We start from the raw sequence: 16,004 nt of genomic DNA, 5'->3' as shown, positions 1-16,004 counted from the left end.
AGCCGCTGAATTCAGCGGCTTTTTTGATCTTGAGATTCGAGAATCGATTAATCGTTTGATTCTGTACCTAAAAGGTTCTTGTAGATAAGTGCGCCTAGAATACCACCAACGATTGGTGCTACCCAGAATAGCCAAAGCTGAGAAACCGCCCAGTCGCCAACAAATACCGCAACACCAGTACTACGCGCTGGGTTAACCGATGTGTTTGTCACAGGGATGCTGATTAGGTGAATCAGTGTCAAACATAGACCGATAGCGATAGGTGCAAAGCCTTGTGGTGCACGTTTGTCTGTCGCACCCATGATCACGATAAGGAACATCATCGTCATCACAACTTCAGTCACTAAAGCCGCAACCATTGAATATTGGCCTGGAGAATGTGCGCCGTAACCGTTCGCAGCAAAGCCAGAACCAACCACGTCAAAGCCCGCTTGACCAGTTGCGATCACGTAAAGTATGCCACCCGCAATCACACCACCAATCACTTGTGCGATGATGTAAGGCACAACGTCTTTAGTATCAAAGCGACCGCCGGCCCACAAACCGATGGTGACTGCTGGGTTTAGGTGACAACCTGAGATATGGCCAATTGCAAATGCCATAGTAAGAACGGTTAGACCGAAAGCAAGAGAAACGCCCAGTAGACCAATGCCTACATCTGGGAAGCCAGCAGCTAATACTGCACTACCACAACCACCAAGTACCAACCAAAAAGTACCAAAAAACTCTGCCATATATCTATTCATGTCGTTTCCTATGTCGGATTTAGATTACCCGCTGAACGTAGTAGAAAATTGTCGAAAAAGTGTGCGTCGAAGCACGGAAATTAACCTAAATATAGGTTGGGAGTGATTTTGTCTCAGATATAAAACGGAATGGGTAGGTAAATGAGTGAAAAGGAAAACCTCGGCCATAATCATACAGATGAATAACCGAGGTGAGAGGAATCGTTCGACTAGTGATGCTAATCGTTAGCTAAATGCGATGAATGGTGAAATACAAAGCAGGATGCCTGTTGCGATGATCAGGTAAAGTGAAGCGCCTTTGTATTTATGCAGAGAAGGCACTTGATACACCAAGTAAGCAGGAATCAAACAGCCAATCAAACCAAAGATAGGGCTGCATACTGAAGTGAAGCTTAACACTGGTAAGTTGAGTACGATTGCTCCCCAAGCCATTAGGATGGCAAATAAGATGATGCCTTTGGTGACGAAATCCCGATTGATTTGTTCTTCTGGCATCACTTTTTTCAGCGCTAGCATGGCAAGGCCTTGGCAAGAGTCGCGGAAACCCAAGTACACACCGAAAAATGCAGTCATCACCGAGAAGATGTTTAGCATCAAGCTAAGAAGCTTCAAAGTAGTGCCGCCCATGCCTTGAGCAACCATCGCAAGCGCAGAGATGTTTTCGTTTGCTGCACGGACGGCTTGTTCATGAGACATCGCCAATGTGAAAGAAATCGCGTAGAAAAACACAGTCACAAATAAAATGCCAAAAGCGATATTCATAGCACGCATCGCTTTAAAACGGGCAACTTCAATAGACTTTTCTTTCGAACGGTAAGAGATCACCATCGGACTCAAGCTTTGAATAAACAAGATAGAGGTAAGGGTAAACGGCAGCAGTTCAATCGCATCTTTTAGGCCAGCACCAGCCGTTGGTACCGTACCAACATTAGCTAAATCCCACTTTTCTACCATCATGAAACCCAACAGGGCAACGGTACAGAGCTTAATTAGCACTAAGCCCGTACTGACTTTAAATAAGATCTTTTCGCCACGAGATGCGATTGCTACCAAAGCGCAAACCAATGCTAGACCATACAACGGGTTTTCCGACAACAGCCCCTCAGTGATACCAAAGCTGTGTAGGAAAGAAGCTGAGTCATTATTGATTGCCGTCGAATATACGAATACCCAAATCACCAACATGATGAAGTAGAGCACGCCTAATAAGGCGCCCCATTTATTGCCAAGGTAGCCTGAGATGACGCCCGCATAGTCTTGACACTTCGGGGAGGTGGAAAGCGTGTTAATGAATAGGCGTTGGAACAAGTACATCGCTGGATAACCAATCACCGCGGAGGCAAGAAATACCCATATGCCAAGTACGCCCACCTTTACTGGAAGAAAAACAATACCAGCACCGATAGCCATGCCGATGCTCATGATTACCCAGCCCCAGTCAGTGCTATCAAACTTAGTCGCCGCTTTCCATTCTGTGGCTGTCATACCGGCTTTAACGTGAGGTGGCTCTTTAGTTATTGGAAGAGTTTGTGTAGGTACAGTAACGCTCATTGTCGTTTTCTCTTTGTTAGTATGAATTTTTCTCAAATCTATTTGAGAAAAAGATTAACAACAATTTTTTTGTGGGAATTTCAGATGAATTTGAGATCTCGGCAAGATTACTCAATAAAATCTGAATTAAGATCGATTTTTGTGATCTTTGGCGGTTGTTTTGCTCACGTATAGTTGAAAGAATGGCTTTGAAACGAAAGCGAAAGCTGAGTTTTACGTCTAAAACTAAAAACTATGTGAGGATTAACATGAAAGAATTGATCGCTTCAGAGCACGCTCCTGCCGCAATTGGCCCGTATTCACACGGAACCACTTACGGGGATTTGATTTTTACTTCTGGCCAGCTCCCAGTTGATAGCGCGACAGGTAAAGTAGTAGAGGGAGGGATTACTGCTCAAAGTCATCAATCTCTAACGAACTTAAAACATGTGCTTGAAGCAGGTAACGGCAGTTTAGATACGGTTCTAAAAACGACGTGTTACTTGGCAAACATCAGCGACTTTGCTGAATTCAACAAAGTGTATGCCGAGTTTTTCCAAAAAGATTGCCCAGCACGAAGCTGCTTTGCGGTGAAAGATCTTCCGCTAGGTGTTTTGATTGAAGTTGAAGCGATTGCTAGTAAAAAGTAATACGGAGAAGAAGCATGAATCAGCAATGGAACCAATATATCCAAATCATTAAGCAAGTTGTAAAACCTGCCCTCGGATGTACAGAACCCATTGCTGCTGCATATGCGGCAGCAGTTGCAAAGCGTGAGCTTGGATGCCAAACCCCGGACATGATTGAAGTACGTGTCTCAGATAACTTATTTAAAAACTCAATGGGGGTTTACGTTCCCGGCACTGGGAAAATTGGCCTTAAGATCGCGGCGTCAGTTGGCGCATTAGCGGGAGACCCAAACGCAGAACTGGAAGTACTCGCTAAAATTAATCAAGACGATGTGACTGCTGCCCAGCAACTTATTGATGAAGAGCGAGTCAGTGTTGCTCGCATTGATACACAAGAATTTATCTTTTGCAGCGTGACCATGAGCGCTGGAGAAGACACAGTCTCGGTGACCATCAGCGGTGGGCACACTAACATCATTCAGATCACTCGAAATGGAGTGGTGACGTTTGATGCCCCGCAGCAGCAACGTGTTGCGACAGGATCGGTATGTGAAGGGGTTGATATCTCCATTAAGCAGATTTACGACTTTGCCCTTCAAGCGCCATTTGATGACATCAAATTCATTCTGCAAGCAGCGGAACTCAACTCTTCCTTAGCGCAAGAGGGTATCGACCGAGGTTACGGTTTAGAAATTGGCCGGACATTAAAAGACAATATCGAACAAGGTTTACTTGGCAATGATCTGATGAGCAGAATCCAAATGATGACTTCTGCCGCATCAGATGCTCGAATGGGCGGCGCTACGTTACCAGCCATGAGTAACTTCGGCAGTGGTAATCAAGGTATCGCGGCAACTATGCCAGTGGTGATTGCAGCTGAAGCCTTCCAAAGTAGTGAAGAGCAATTAGCAAGAGCTCTGATTATGAGCCATCTAGGCGCTATATACATAAAGTCTTACTACCCACCACTGTCTGCTTTTTGTGGCAACACGGTAACCAGTGCTGCAGCATCCATGGCGTTGGTATACCTAGCAGGTGGCTCTTTTGAGCAATCCTGTGATGCGATTCAAAACGTCATCAGTGATAGTTCGGGCATGGTGTGCGATGGCGCAAAATCCTCATGTGCGATGAAAGTCTGCACTTCTTCAACTACGGCAGTGCGCTCATATTTGATGGCGATGGGTAACCACAGTGTGAAGAATCAAGGTATAGTAGGCGACGAAGTTGAACAAACTATAAGAAACGTAGGCTCTATGGTTAGACTTGGTATGCCGTATACTGATAAATCTATTATCGATATCATGTCTGCCTAGCCTCAAAGTTTTTGCTAAGGGAAGTAAATTGCAGCTTAAGAAACTCACCAAAAGTGATTTAGATATTTTGAATTCAATGAAGAACGTTGTCGATGGCATTGCCCGTATGTACGGTGAGCATACTGAAGTCGTTCTTCACAGTCTTGATGCAGAAGCACCGGAAATCATCAAAATTGCCAATGGCCATGTCACTGAACGTGGAGAAGGCGCGCCAATTACCAACTTAGCAAGGATGAAGCTACTTGAGGGCAAGGACGTTTCAGACTCGTATCTGACTAAAACGGCGAGCGGAAAGACCTTGCACTCGATCACTACTATCGTCCGCAACCCAAAAAACAAGCCGATTGGCCTGCTTTGTATTAACGTGGATATGGATGTGCCAATGCAAGACTTCTTGCGTTCCATCATGCCACCGCAGCAGAACCCGTGTTGTACTGGGTCGCAATCCCCAGAAACGTTTGCTCGTAATGTTGACGAGACCATCATTAGTACGATTGAAACGGTTCAATCAGAAGTGTGGTCGAACGAAGCAATTAGCCCATCTAAACGCAATCGAGAGCTAGTGACACGCTTACAAGGTTTGGGGATTTTCAAATACAAAGATGCGGTATTAATGGTGGCCAGCCACCTAGGTATCTCGCGTGATACGATCTACCTCTACCTGAGAGAATTGGGTAACGATTAAGTGAGCAGTTCTAGCTCAGTAATGTTGCTCAAAGCTTCCTGATTGGTTTTGCCACACACGATCGGACACGGTTTGAATTCGTGGCAAACTTTTGGTCGCTCAGCTTTTCCGAATAGCTTGCATAGGTTGTCGTCATTCAATTGAACGCAACGTTCGCCCGCTGGTTTGCCATTTGGCATGCCAGGAATAGGGGAAGAGATACTCGGTGCAATGCAGCATGCCCCACAACCCAATCGACAATCCATCTAAAAGCCCTCGTAAAAATTAAGGGGGCATTATGGACATTTCTCGCTAGATTGGAAGAGGTGCGCGTAAATTCCTACCCACAAGATCACTTGGCTAAATACGAACAAATCTTACTCAATGCTCCTATCACTCCAGTAAGGTCTTAAAACTTGAATTTTGCCGTTCAGAGGGGTATAAAACGCACCCAATTCAATCCCATTCAGTAATAAGTAGTAAGCGTATGAGCACTCCATTTTGGCAAAGTAAATCGTTAGAACACATGACAGAAGAAGAATGGGAATCTCTCTGTGATGGGTGTGGCAAGTGTTGTCTGCACAAGCTAATGGATGAAGATACGGACGAAATCTATTACACCAACGTGGCGTGTAGTTGGCTGAACAGCAAAACATGTTCGTGTAAAGACTACCCGAACCGTTTCACTTCAGGCGAAGAGTGCACCAAGCTGACGCGTGAAGATATTGATGACTTTACATGGCTGCCACACACTTGTGCATACCGCTTGTTGGCAGAAAACCAACCGCTGCCAGAGTGGCACCCATTAATCACTGGCTCTAAGTCTGCAATGCACGCAGCAGGAGAAAGTGTACGAAACAAAGTGGTGTATGAAATCGATGTGGTGGACTGGGAAGATCATATTTTGAATCACCCAAATCGCTCATAGCCGAATGTAAACAAGCCTTTCATTATGAAAGGCTTGTTTGTTTTTAAGGGACTGAAACTCGCTCAACCTTTAATAAAGCGGTTGTAGACAAACAATACAACGAAAGCACCTAACGTTGCGGTGATGATGCTGCCTATATTCACGCCGTCTGCAGCGCTAAGGCCAACAAAGCTTCCTAAGAAGCCACCAACGAAAGCGCCCACGATACCCAGTACCATAGTGGCAATCCAACCGCCGCCATCATTACCTGGCATCAACCATTTAGCTAATGCACCTGCAATCAAACCTAGAATAATCCAAGATAGAAAGCCCATGATTTCTCCTTAATCTTTAATCAATTAGCGTTCAGTTCGCTTAAATGATAGTTCATTGTGGGTAATGTGCAGATTCTTCATCAACTAATGACCATTGCAACGTAGCCCAAAATCAACACTAAGACAGAAGTCAGGGCGTAAGGGACAGGGTAGCCGATGGCTGGCATATCACTTTGACTTGCATCTTGAGCCCCTTTCATTGCAGGCGTGCTGTTTCGGCCTCCTGCACAGGCGCCTGCCAAAATTGCCGGGTTCATTTTACGGAAGTACAAACCATACAACCAAGCCAGCAACGGAGGTACCAAAGCGGCTGTCACACCAAGTAACGCTATTTTTATGACGATAATGCCTTGGAACGAGGCGAGGATTTTTGGACCTACTGTAGCTGCAAGCACAGCAACAAATAGGTTAAGACCAATATCTTGTAGGAAGCTTCTTGCGCCTTCGCTCATTGGTCCGCCAAAGGCAGGATTTCGTGTTCGTAGGAAGGAGAACACAATACCTGTCAACATGCAGCCTGCAGAGGTACCGAGTGCAAATGGAATCCCCGCTAACGTGACGCTAAAGTGACCGAAAATATAGCCAACAAGCAATGATAGGGCGAGATAAAAAGTCTCTGTCACTGTGCTCTCAACAATGGCAACACTGTTCAGTTGTGACGCGGTTTTTTCTACACACCATTTGGAACCAGCGATACGAATGACATCCCCAACTTCGACTTTGGTTTGAGGCAATAAAGGCTGCTGGTGGCCTTGTCGAAATATCGCTTTGAAATAAACACCAAAACCCACTTCAGCATGCAATTGTGCAATGGTTTTACCAGCATGCTCTGACTTACCGACGTGGATGTCTGCGACTTCAATATCGACATTTCTCGCACGCGGCTCATCAACCTCGTTCCCAATATCGGCCTCACCTTCCGCAATTAATACGCGGTATTCACCACGAATACCAATCACGTCATTGAGAGCTAGAGTTGGATTCTGTGAAGCGTCGATCACGTCATCGCCTCGTACGACTTTTAGGACCGCTGCGTCAGGGAAGGACTGGTATAGCTCTTGGACTGAACGCCCGACGAGTTCCTGATGTGTCACTTTATAGGCGCGAACATCAATTGGAAGGACGCCAACATCTGAAAACCCAAACGTACTTGGTAGTTTTTCATCGTCGTCACCCGTCGAGAATTCCGCCTCGGCGTCTTTACCTGCTTTCACAGGATCGATACCAAACAGGGAAGGAAGGTACTTGATAAATAGGATAATGAGTACGGTCGATAAGACGTAGCTAATCGCGTAGCCTGCTGCAATGTTCGCGCTAACATGGTCGAGACTCATGCCTTCTGGTGGTGTAAATGCCCCGGAGCTGATGGCTGATTGTGCGACCCCCATCACTGCCGTCACTGTGTAACTACCGGAAATGATTCCGGCGGCATATCCGGGCTCTAACCCCATCAGTTTGGCGCCGATGACCACAATTGCGAAATTGCTGAACACGACAATTAAGCCAATCACGACAAAGTCGATGCCACCGCGAGCTAACCCAGAGAAGAATTGAGGACCAACTTTCATCCCGATGGCATACATAAACATCATTAAGAAGATGTCTGAGACCAGCCCGGGCTCTTCAATTTTTAATCCATAGACAGAGAACGAAGTCAGCGCTAGAGCAACCCCCACCACCAATGTGCCTGCAGTGGTGCCTAAGCTCACCCCTTTAAAGGCTAATCGGCCAAGCGGGTAACCAATAGCGAGTGATAAAAACAGAAATACGAATGGGTTTTCGGACAAGTAACTAAAAAGAAAAGACATACTGTCACCTGTGATTTTAAACGTTAAAAAGCAAGGAGCGCACGAGGCTCCTTGCTCTATGTGGAAGGGGACAATTAGCCGTGATTGAAGTTACTAGACTCGTCTGCGTCGCTGCCGTTTACGACTGGATGCTTGTCGAAGAAGTCCACACAGTGCTGCAAATCCGTGATCAGTAGGTCAGCCAAATCACGGCTGAAACCGTGACGGACTAAAATTCGCATGATGACCAAGTCTTCACGTTCTGCCGGCATCGCATACGCTGCGATTTGCCAACCACGAGATCGGATACGATCAGAAAGATCGTAAAGATTAAACCCTGGATTTGCCCCTTCTTTTATTGACCAACTCAGTGCAGGAATACCACCGTGTCCATCATAAATAATGTTGAACATGCCCATTTTCTCGATCTCTTGAGCAAGGTAGCGAGCAGTGTCATAACAGGCTTCATGGATTTTGCGGTAACCCTCTCGGCCAAGGCGAAGGAAGTTATAGTACTGAGCTACGATTTGCCCACCAGGACGAGAGAAGTTGAGGGCGAAGGTTGGCATGTTGCCACCAAGGTAGTTGACGTTGAAGATCAGGTCTTCGTGCAAAGCGTCCGCATCACGCCATACAACCCATCCAACGCCAAGCGGTGAGAGCCCGAACTTATGCCCAGATGCGTTGATCGATTTCACGCGAGGTAATCGGAAATCCCAGACTAAATCAGGGTCACAGAATGGAGCGAGAAATGCACCGCTTGCACCATCCACGTGAATGGGAATATCTAAGCCTGTTTCTTCTTGGAGCCTATCCAGTGCATCATGCACCTCTTTTACAGGCTCGTATTGGCACGTAAAAGTCACACCAAGTGTTGGCACCACACCGATCGTGTTTTCATCACAGCGCTTGATCACTTCCTCTGGTGTCATGATTAAGCGATCGCCTTGCATTGGTATTTCGCGTAATTCAATATCCCAATAACGAGCAAACTTATGCCAACACACTTGTACCGGTCCACAGATGAGATTAGGGCGGTCAGTCGGTTTGCCTTGCTTCTTCATTTTTTCGCGCCACGCCCACTTGAGCGCCATTCCGCCTAGCATTGCTGCTTCACTCGATCCTGTTGTCGAGCAACCCATTGGGTTTTCTGCATGAGGAGCATGCCAAAGGTCAGCCAACATGTGCACACAACGAGACTCAATCTCTGCGGTCTGTGGATACTCATCTTTATCGATCATATTTTTGTCGATGCACTCGTCCATCAGCTTGTGAACTTCGTCTTCCGCCCAGGTCTGGCAGAACGTCGCTAGGTTTTGGCGGGAGTTCCCATCTAGCATAAGCTCATCGTGGACGACTTGATAAGCGTGAGAGGCTGCATGCTCATTTTCAGGAATGCGATACTTGGGCATCACAATAGAGAGATCTTTAGAACAGTATACGTCGTCGAGCATTGAGCCCTTTAAGGCCGATTTTTTATGGAGTGGCATCTTATAATCCTTTATCTTATCTAAAATTTGAGCTTATTATCATTTTTCATCGGTGTTTAAGAGACAGTTTGAACCGCCAATTAAACGTAGCAGAGATTTTCCCTGATGTTGTGTTTGTGCTCAGTTGTTTGGGGTGCCGCACAGATGAAGGTTTAGCTCATGGAAAGGCCAGAAGAGTTTATGTAGCTCACCTCTTATTCAAAGTTAAAGGTTTGTAGCCGCAGTGGGAACTTTGACACCCAATTAACTATATGCTGATCGGTTTGTCGATTCGTGCTTTAAACTTAAATCATCATATTATAAAAGATATATACTTCTGCTCTCGACTATCCTCAATTGGGAGCGGCTTTCACGAGGTGAAAATGACATTACTATCTCTCCGAAAAGTGCGTTTTACGCCGCTGTTGGTTTTATTTACGATGCTTGTTTTAAGCATGAGCGCCTCTATTGTTCATGCAACGGAAAGTGGTGACGCAACTGCAGAGTTACCAAAGGTCTCTGCCGCAGAAAAAGCAATTGATAATATAAACCAAGATATTATTAATTTGTCTGAAAGTTTGAAGGTAGCAAGTGGTGACGAGCGTGATGCGCTGCAATTACAACTTTTCCAAAAAAATGAGGAGCTGAGAAGCCGTCTTTCAAGCGCAATCAGTAGTAAATCGATTCCTCATGAACAGCTTATTAAATTAGTACAAACACAAGAGAAATACTCAGAAGACGCTGTTGCGTATCTTGATGACAAGATCAAAATGCTGAACGGTGAGCTTAATTCTGCAAAAGAGGAAGATAAGCTTTCACTTGTAAACGAGTACCGTGAACTTCAGCAATACCTTGATGCGAGTTACGAGTCGAGTTGGCAAAACCTGAATTGGTTGAAGAGATTGGGCGCTCAAGACGAAGATGCTGACATTGACTTTAAAGACAGCGTTGATAAGCGTATGAGATTACTATCTGCATCGATTCAGTACTTAAAACAGCAAAGTGAGGTCATCAACTCACAAGTTTCTTCAAGCCCTGAAACAGAAAAAGCGACGTTGCAACTGAGCCAATTGATCGTTAAACAACGCTTAAATATTGCTACAGATAGTTTGCGTTCGCTGATTTCAATTGGTGATGAAGTAGATCTTGAGACGTCGGAGTACAAACGTCAGATTTTCGAAGTAACCGGTAGCATCACCCATGATTTACTTAATAAAAAAGTTATTCTGTCTATTTTAAGTCATTGGTCAAATTCAGCTGTCGACTGGTTGGCAGACAATGCACCGCAACACATCTTTCAGTTGTTTGTGTTTGCTCTGATTCTTTTTATCGCCCGTGCTTTAGCGAAATTAACCCGCAAGGTAGTGAGTAAGACGGTTGTATCGAAGAACCTAAAAATGTCGCATTTGATGCAAGACTTCTTTATCTCCATGTCGGGCAAAGGAGTATGGGTCATTGGTATCATGGTTGGCTTATCACAAATTGGTCTTAACCTTGCTCCAATTCTTACAGGTTTCGGTATTGCCGGTGTGATCATCGGTTTTGCATTGCAAGATACGCTATCGAACTTTGCTGCGGGTATGATGCTGCTTATTTACCGTCCATTCGATGTCGGTGATTTTGTTTATGCGGGTGGTGTCGATGGTAAAGTTAGCCACATGAGCTTGGTAAACACCACAATCCGAACGTTCGACAACCAAATCATCATCGTGCCAAACAGCAAGATCTGGGGTGATGTGATCAAGAACGTGACGCACGAGCGTATTCGTCGTGTTGATATGGTATTTGGTATTGGTTATGCGGATGACCTTTTAAAAGCTGAAGAAGTGTTGAACGATATTCTTACTTCACACCCATCAGTACTGCGTTCACCAGAGCCAAACATTAGGGTGCACACGCTAAATACTTCATCAGTGGACTTTATTGTTCGTCCTTGGGTGAAGACTGACGATTACTGGGATGTGTACTGGGATGTGACTAAAGAAGTGAAACTGCGCTTCGATCGCGAAGGCATTTCGATTCCATTCCCACAACAAGATGTGCATCTGCATATGGTAGAAAAGAAAGAGGCGTAAGCTTTTTCTGTTACCTATCCAATAAATCTTACCAACAAATAAGGCGCTCAACATGAGCGCCTTTTTATTGGTTTATTGATAGGGCTTTGAGATTAGAACTCGTTGAAGAAAGTGATCGTTGGTTCACAGACAAGCAAGCCATCAATCTCAGCCAGAAGCGATTGAAAATGTGCCGTGTTGCAATGTGCGTCAAACGCAGCTTGGTCTGCAAACTGCTCTTGGAACAAGAATTGGCTTGGATCGTTTTTATCTTGAAACAATTGGTAGCGTAGGCAGCCGGTCTCGTTTCGAGTTGGTTCTAGCATGGCTTCTAGCGCTTGCTTAAGTTGTTTAATGGTGTCTGTTTTTGCGTGAAATGCAGCAGTTAAATGAATCATCGTTGTATTTACTTCTTTGTTGTTATGAAAGGTATCTTTATGACTGATACCGTTACTAAAGGTACCGACCTTGACGCTGCAAGAACTCAATCTTGTAGCCGTCCGGATCAGTAATGAAGAAAAATGTCGCTAAGTGCCTTTCCTGATGATCAAAAACTTTGATGTCGCTGGTTTCAATATCCAGCGAGTTGAGGCGTCGGTGAGTTGCGGCAATGTCTTCTACGCTGACAGCAAGATGTCCATAGCCATTGCCGTGTGTGTAAGGCTCGCTTTGATCGTGATTATGGGTCAGCTCTAGCTCGAAGTCCGTTTCAGGATTGACTAGATAAGTAAGAGAAAAGCCGTCGAATACGTATTGGTCTTTGATTTCTAGCTCAAGTGCGTCGCGGTAAAACTTAAGGGAACGCTCCAGATCGCTTACGCGGATCATGGTATGAATCATTTTTGTCATGAGTACTCCTTAATATTGCGCTAAGACTAATCAGTTTTAGCGCGCAATAGGTAGTACTTGGGTACGACAATAAAATCAGGGCTTAGCTGAGCTCGTTAAGGGCTTGAGAAAGGGTCGCTTGCGGCTGACGCGCGTAAGTAAGGCAAGCACAGCGTAGTAGTGATGCGAAGTTATTGACTTCACCATTGTATTCTAACGCTTCTTGGTAAACCGTACTGATAAACTTAGGCACTGTCATATCTTGAGCAGAAGCAATTTCTTCAAGAATTAGCCAAAAGCTCGATTCTAATTTGACGCTGGTGACATGGCCATCAATGCGGATAGAGCGGGTGATAAATTTATAATTTTCCTGAGGTTGTTTAGCAAATATTTCGCACATATGATGTTGTTTGTTTTATAAATGACCCGCAGATATTGGCGTTTGAGACGCAGAGCGTCAACTATTTTGAGTATAAAAAACGCCCTCAAATGAGGGCGTGAAAGTGCACCAGTATAGTCAGTGCGGAGCATGGATTATTTGATTTGCTCGATAAGGTATTCGCCAAGTTGCGAGTGATGCATGATTTTTGAAACCGGAAGAATGGTACCAGCAGGCCCCCATGCGAAGACGTTCACAGGCGTATGGGTGTGCGTTCCTGTGCCCCAAACGGTGTTTTGTTTGGTTGCCTGTTCACGCGCTAATAAGTTGCCTCTGTCGTTGTATGGGAAGAATGCATCAAAGTCGTTAATGGCAGGAACATGCTCTTCACTCAAGTATTTGTGGCTCGCTAAACGGTAAGGATTTGGTTTGCTGGCCAATACGCGTTTCGCTTGTTCTGGTGTGATCGAAAAGTCGCTGTTTGCGTTCACAATTTCAGCTAGCCTTTCTGGGGTTTGTTTCGCTTTATCAAGCTTTTGGAACTCGCTGATCATACCGTAGTAGCTTTGCTTTTGATTGTAGAGGCCATCCAGAATATCAAATTGACCGAAGTTGAAATTTGGTGCGAAATCGCGTTTGGCAAATGCTTCTCCGCTGCGTTTCTCTGGCTTCGGCACATCAGATGAGGAATAGCTAAAGCCAAAAGAGCCGGTTTCATGATCGGCGGTGACGATCACAAGGGTATCTTCGCGGCCTTTTGCCCACTCATAAACGGAATTTACCGCTTCATCGAATTTGATCAGTTCATGCAGCATGGTGCCTGCATCATTGCTGTGGCCTGCCCAGTCAATCTGTCCACCTTCAACCATTAGGAAGAAGCCGTCTTTGTCTTTTGAAAGCACATCTAGCGCTTTCTCGGTCATCTCTTTGAGAGAAGGTTGGGTGCGATTTGGGTCGTCTTTGCTTTGGCTGTAAGCGATGCCATCATTCATTCCAGAGTAGGCAAATAAGCCTAGAACTTTTTCGCCCTTCGCCTCTTCAAGCATATTTCGGTTGAACGCTAAGCTATACCCTTGTTGTTGAGCTTCAGTCAGCAGGTTACGCTCATCTTTACGCTTTGATTTTAGGTAAACATCACCTTGAGTGAGTTGCTCAAGTTGCTTGTATGTATCGCCTTTGTCGTTGGTTGACTTTGGAATCCAATGACGAAGGCCACCAGATAGCATCACATCGACACCAGTTTCTAGCATGTCTACAGCGATGCTGTTTTCGAGTGAACGATGTGGTTGGTGCGAGGCAAAAGCTGCAGGTGTCGCGTGCGTCATTCGGGTGTCTGATACTAAGCCTGTCGCTTTCCCTTTTGCTTTCGCTTTTTCCAAAATAGTTTCAACATGGTTGCCTTGGCTGTCGATACCAATCACTTCAGAAGCCGTTGGGATGCCTGTCGCTAACATTGTCGCAGAGCAGGCTGAATCGACAACAATCGCGTCTTCAGGGTTTGTCAAAGAGGAACCGATCACACCTTCTTGGGCCAGCTTATATATCGCGGTGGTTTCACCTTTGTAAATTGAGTGCGGCGCATGGTTCGCGTAGGTTTCTAGCAGGCCAACTTGTTGTGGGCCCATGCCATCGCCAATCATTAAAATAACGTTTTTGATTTCTGCCGATAGGGCATTGAAAGAGAGCGTCGAAGCCGCCACTGCGGTTACGATTGGGGTCACTAAGTGCTTCATTGTATATTCCTTATTTATAAAAGCGGTCGCATTAAAACAAGTATTTATTACGGAAATACTACAGTCATAAAAGATTCATATGAAAGCCATGGTTCTGTTCTATACCTAATACAAAAAAAGCTCACCGAAGTGAGCTTTGAACTAGGTTTAGGAGTTGAAAGTCATGAGCTAAAGTTACACCGCGTACGCAGTAATTTGGGCCACGATTTGATTAAACTCGGCTCCAGACTGCTGAGCAGTTTCGGATAACTCGAGTTTTCTTTCTTTTGCTTTTACCACGTTATCCAGTAGGTTTTGCAACTCCTCTTGCATCTCCTGAGGTAAGTGATGGTCTGCAAAATCGTTGTCGTCGCTGTGCTCAAGAGCAAAAGCGCGAATACGTTTACGAAGCTTGATCAACTCAGCCAGCGCGTCACGCTCATCTTCTGCTGCTTCTTGGGCTGCATCACGCGCACACTCAAACCTTGCCATCGCGATCCCTTCTGGTGACCAAGGATCGAACTCTGGCAGTTCTTCGATGTTGATGGTTGGCTCTACATAATCTTCTTGATGGCGAATGTCCAACGTTGTGGCACGAACGGCTGACACCATCAACATGATGGAAATGCCAAGCAATGGCAAACCACCAACGATCGCTGCGGTTTGTAAAGTGCTTAGGCCGCCCATGGATGCGGTGGTAAATTCTGGTTTTTCGTCTGGATCACCTAGCTTGATTTGTCCCATGTCGCTGAACACAACGTAAATCATGAAGATAAAGGCAGCAAGGCCAAGTGCAAGGTAGAGGAAACCGAGCTTGTCGGTCATAAAGGTCTTAGCAACCGCAATCCATTCTGCACCTTCTGTTGGAAACAAAATTAGAGGGAAAACAATCGAAAGGAGAAGCGCAATTGCGCCAAAAAAGTGGGTTTGTCTATAAGAGAAAATGCGTTTTTCACAGTTCATCATCCGTTAATGAATAGTGATCCATTATGGACTTGGATAAAAAACGCGTTCAAATGAGGTTCGTTGTCGTAACGAAAGAAACTCTTGTTTAATCAATTGATTATTGGTTGAATTTTAAACTCATGTCGCACGAAAGCTAGACTAGAGCCAAGATGATTCCACCCACAGTCAACGCCGCTGAAAGGTATTGGCCAGCAGAGTATGAGCCATCTTCCTCTTCTTCAATGGTGTCAGGATGATCCATCCCCAATGCTCCATGAGCAAAAGACTCTACTTGGTCACCGACGGTTTTATTTTCCGCTTCGACTTTTTTACTTTCGTGATCGATTTGCTTTAGCGCCGCAAGCAACGCTTTTCCTTCTGAGGAGAGCGTGACTTTGTTTTGCTCCACTTTTAATGGTGCTGCGTCGGCAACGTTTTCTGCCGTTTTGGCTTGGTCTACTTTGTTTTGCTGCGCCGCGTATGTATTGACTGAATTGCTTCCTACTGGATTCATCTGTTACCCCTTCGAACAACGACACTCGCTCATTGAGTGCAGGTAAAAAGCAGTTATCTTTATATCGACGGCGACAGACATTTCTTGAATCAATCAAATAAAAAATAGGTCTGTTTTTGCCGCTTCCTATGTATAAACAAAGTTGCTAGCAAAAAGCAGACCTATTTTTCTTCATCCTTTGTCAGACGATTC

The 16,004-nt window shown here is 45.2% G+C and carries 16 protein-coding genes and 2 pseudogenes; 5 read left to right on the top strand and 13 right to left on the bottom strand.

The annotated features are described in order from the left end of the window. Window positions 1-47: 47 nt before the first annotated feature. Window positions 48-746, bottom strand: coding sequence for an aquaporin Z (gene aqpZ / locus A8140_RS11335; RefSeq protein WP_005532666.1), 699 nt, complete (start codon window positions 744-746; stop codon window positions 48-50). A 225-nt stretch (window positions 747-971) separates the two neighbouring features. Beyond that, complete coding sequence (locus A8140_RS11330) at window positions 972-2,231, bottom strand: amino acid permease (RefSeq protein ID WP_005532664.1); 1,260 nt, start codon at window positions 2,229-2,231, stop codon at window positions 972-974. Window positions 2,232-2,545: 314 nt separating this feature from the next. On the opposite strand from A8140_RS11330, the gene A8140_RS11325 reads away from it, so the two are divergent. Genes A8140_RS11325 through A8140_RS11315 form a run of 3 tightly spaced genes read left to right on the top strand, consistent with a single transcriptional unit; the run spans window position 2,546 to window position 4,903 of the window. After that, complete coding sequence (locus A8140_RS11325) at window positions 2,546-2,926, top strand: RidA family protein (protein WP_005432926.1); 381 nt, start codon at window positions 2,546-2,548, stop codon at window positions 2,924-2,926. A 14-nt stretch (window positions 2,927-2,940) separates the two neighbouring features. After that, window positions 2,941-4,218: an L-cysteine desulfidase family protein gene (locus tag A8140_RS11320; protein WP_005532662.1), complete on the top strand. Its 1,278-nt coding sequence runs from the start codon at window positions 2,941-2,943 to the stop codon at window positions 4,216-4,218. A gap of 28 nt (window positions 4,219-4,246) precedes the next feature. Then, the gene (locus A8140_RS11315) at window positions 4,247-4,903 is read left to right on the top strand and encodes a helix-turn-helix transcriptional regulator (protein ID WP_005532660.1); all 657 of its coding nucleotides are present in this window, start codon (window positions 4,247-4,249) and stop codon (window positions 4,901-4,903) included. Here the strand turns inward: A8140_RS11315 and A8140_RS11310 are convergent. Beyond that, the gene (locus A8140_RS11310) at window positions 4,900-5,148 is read right to left on the bottom strand and encodes a YkgJ family cysteine cluster protein (RefSeq protein WP_005432895.1); all 249 of its coding nucleotides are present in this window, start codon (window positions 5,146-5,148) and stop codon (window positions 4,900-4,902) included. The two genes, A8140_RS11315 and A8140_RS11310, sit on opposite strands and share 4 nt — an antisense overlap. A 221-nt stretch (window positions 5,149-5,369) precedes the next feature. On the opposite strand from A8140_RS11310, the gene A8140_RS11305 reads away from it, so the two are divergent. After that, on the top strand, window positions 5,370-5,810 hold the full coding sequence (locus A8140_RS11305; RefSeq protein WP_005532658.1) for a YcgN family cysteine cluster protein: 441 nt from the start codon (window positions 5,370-5,372) through the stop codon (window positions 5,808-5,810). A 62-nt stretch (window positions 5,811-5,872) separates the two neighbouring features. Here A8140_RS11305 and A8140_RS11300 read toward each other — a convergent pair whose 3' ends face one another. From A8140_RS11300 to A8140_RS11290, 3 genes are all read right to left on the bottom strand, one after another. Further along, on the bottom strand, window positions 5,873-6,124 hold the full coding sequence (locus tag A8140_RS11300; RefSeq protein WP_005532656.1) for a GlsB/YeaQ/YmgE family stress response membrane protein: 252 nt from the start codon (window positions 6,122-6,124) through the stop codon (window positions 5,873-5,875). Between the two features lie 80 nt (window positions 6,125-6,204). Continuing rightward, complete coding sequence (locus tag A8140_RS11295; RefSeq protein WP_005532654.1) at window positions 6,205-7,932, bottom strand: aspartate:alanine exchanger family transporter; 1,728 nt, start codon at window positions 7,930-7,932, stop codon at window positions 6,205-6,207. A 74-nt stretch (window positions 7,933-8,006) separates the two neighbouring features. Beyond that, on the bottom strand, window positions 8,007-9,401 hold the full coding sequence (locus tag A8140_RS11290; RefSeq protein WP_005532652.1) for a glutamate decarboxylase: 1,395 nt from the start codon (window positions 9,399-9,401) through the stop codon (window positions 8,007-8,009). A gap of 362 nt (window positions 9,402-9,763) precedes the next feature. Here A8140_RS11290 and A8140_RS11285 point away from each other — a divergent pair, with 362 nt between their 5' ends. Continuing rightward, complete coding sequence (locus tag A8140_RS11285; protein ID WP_005532650.1) at window positions 9,764-11,455, top strand: mechanosensitive ion channel family protein; 1,692 nt, start codon at window positions 9,764-9,766, stop codon at window positions 11,453-11,455. Between the two features lie 92 nt (window positions 11,456-11,547). Here A8140_RS11285 and A8140_RS11280 read toward each other — a convergent pair whose 3' ends face one another. From A8140_RS11280 to A8140_RS11255, 7 genes and pseudogenes are all read right to left on the bottom strand, one after another. Then, window positions 11,548-11,832 (bottom strand): putative quinol monooxygenase, encoded by a 285-nt coding sequence (locus A8140_RS11280; protein WP_005532649.1) that lies wholly within the window; start codon window positions 11,830-11,832, stop codon window positions 11,548-11,550. A 55-nt stretch (window positions 11,833-11,887) separates the two neighbouring features. Further along, on the bottom strand, window positions 11,888-12,283 hold the full coding sequence (locus A8140_RS11275; protein WP_005532647.1) for a VOC family protein: 396 nt from the start codon (window positions 12,281-12,283) through the stop codon (window positions 11,888-11,890). 82 nt (window positions 12,284-12,365) lie between these two features. After that, window positions 12,366-12,662, bottom strand: a complete 297-nt coding sequence (locus A8140_RS11270; RefSeq protein WP_005532646.1) for a ribbon-helix-helix domain-containing protein — start codon at window positions 12,660-12,662, stop codon at window positions 12,366-12,368. Window positions 12,663-12,796: 134 nt separating this feature from the next. After that, the gene (locus A8140_RS11265) at window positions 12,797-14,374 is read right to left on the bottom strand and encodes an alkaline phosphatase (protein WP_005532643.1); all 1,578 of its coding nucleotides are present in this window, start codon (window positions 14,372-14,374) and stop codon (window positions 12,797-12,799) included. Window positions 14,375-14,548: 174 nt separating this feature from the next. Further along, a pseudogene (locus tag A8140_RS25995) lies at window positions 14,549-15,040 on the bottom strand (BCCT family transporter); the annotation flags it as partial. A gap of 60 nt (window positions 15,041-15,100) precedes the next feature. Next, a pseudogene (locus A8140_RS25990) lies at window positions 15,101-15,316 on the bottom strand (hypothetical protein); the annotation flags it as partial. A gap of 136 nt (window positions 15,317-15,452) precedes the next feature. Next, window positions 15,453-15,812, bottom strand: coding sequence for a hypothetical protein (locus A8140_RS11255; RefSeq protein WP_005532640.1), 360 nt, complete (start codon window positions 15,810-15,812; stop codon window positions 15,453-15,455). Between the last annotated feature and the right edge of the window lie 192 nt (window positions 15,813-16,004).

The organism is Vibrio campbellii CAIM 519 = NBRC 15631 = ATCC 25920 (genome assembly GCF_002163755.1).
In the GTDB taxonomy this organism is placed as follows: Bacteria; Pseudomonadota; Gammaproteobacteria; order Enterobacterales; family Vibrionaceae; genus Vibrio; species Vibrio campbellii.
This window is presented reverse-complemented; position numbering and strand designations above follow the sequence as displayed.

What these genes read in the sequence shown, in the direction of transcription:
- aqpZ (WP_005532666.1), bottom strand. Translation starts at nt 746, where the DNA reads ATGAATAGATATATGGCAGAGTTTTTTGGTACTTTTTGGTTGGTACTT.
- A8140_RS11330 (WP_005532664.1), bottom strand. Translation starts at nt 2,231, where the DNA reads ATGACAGCCACAGAATGGAAAGCGGCGACTAAGTTTGATAGCACTGAC.
- A8140_RS11325 (WP_005432926.1), top strand. Translation starts at nt 2,546, where the DNA reads ATGAAAGAATTGATCGCTTCAGAGCACGCTCCTGCCGCAATTGGCCCG.
- A8140_RS11320 (WP_005532662.1), top strand. Translation starts at nt 2,941, where the DNA reads ATGAATCAGCAATGGAACCAATATATCCAAATCATTAAGCAAGTTGTA.
- A8140_RS11310 (WP_005432895.1), bottom strand. Translation starts at nt 5,148, where the DNA reads ATGGATTGTCGATTGGGTTGTGGGGCATGCTGCATTGCACCGAGTATC.
- A8140_RS11305 (WP_005532658.1), top strand. Translation starts at nt 5,370, where the DNA reads ATGAGCACTCCATTTTGGCAAAGTAAATCGTTAGAACACATGACAGAA.
- A8140_RS11300 (WP_005532656.1), bottom strand. Translation starts at nt 6,124, where the DNA reads ATGGGCTTTCTATCTTGGATTATTCTAGGTTTGATTGCAGGTGCATTA.
- A8140_RS11295 (WP_005532654.1), bottom strand. Translation starts at nt 7,932, where the DNA reads ATGTCTTTTCTTTTTAGTTACTTGTCCGAAAACCCATTCGTATTTCTG.
- A8140_RS11290 (WP_005532652.1), bottom strand. Translation starts at nt 9,401, where the DNA reads ATGCCACTCCATAAAAAATCGGCCTTAAAGGGCTCAATGCTCGACGAC.
- A8140_RS11285 (WP_005532650.1), top strand. Translation starts at nt 9,764, where the DNA reads ATGACATTACTATCTCTCCGAAAAGTGCGTTTTACGCCGCTGTTGGTT.
- A8140_RS11280 (WP_005532649.1), bottom strand. Translation starts at nt 11,832, where the DNA reads ATGATTCATTTAACTGCTGCATTTCACGCAAAAACAGACACCATTAAA.
- A8140_RS11275 (WP_005532647.1), bottom strand. Translation starts at nt 12,283, where the DNA reads ATGACAAAAATGATTCATACCATGATCCGCGTAAGCGATCTGGAGCGT.
- A8140_RS11270 (WP_005532646.1), bottom strand. Translation starts at nt 12,662, where the DNA reads ATGTGCGAAATATTTGCTAAACAACCTCAGGAAAATTATAAATTTATC.
- A8140_RS11265 (WP_005532643.1), bottom strand. Translation starts at nt 14,374, where the DNA reads ATGAAGCACTTAGTGACCCCAATCGTAACCGCAGTGGCGGCTTCGACG.
- A8140_RS11255 (WP_005532640.1), bottom strand. Translation starts at nt 15,812, where the DNA reads ATGAATCCAGTAGGAAGCAATTCAGTCAATACATACGCGGCGCAGCAA.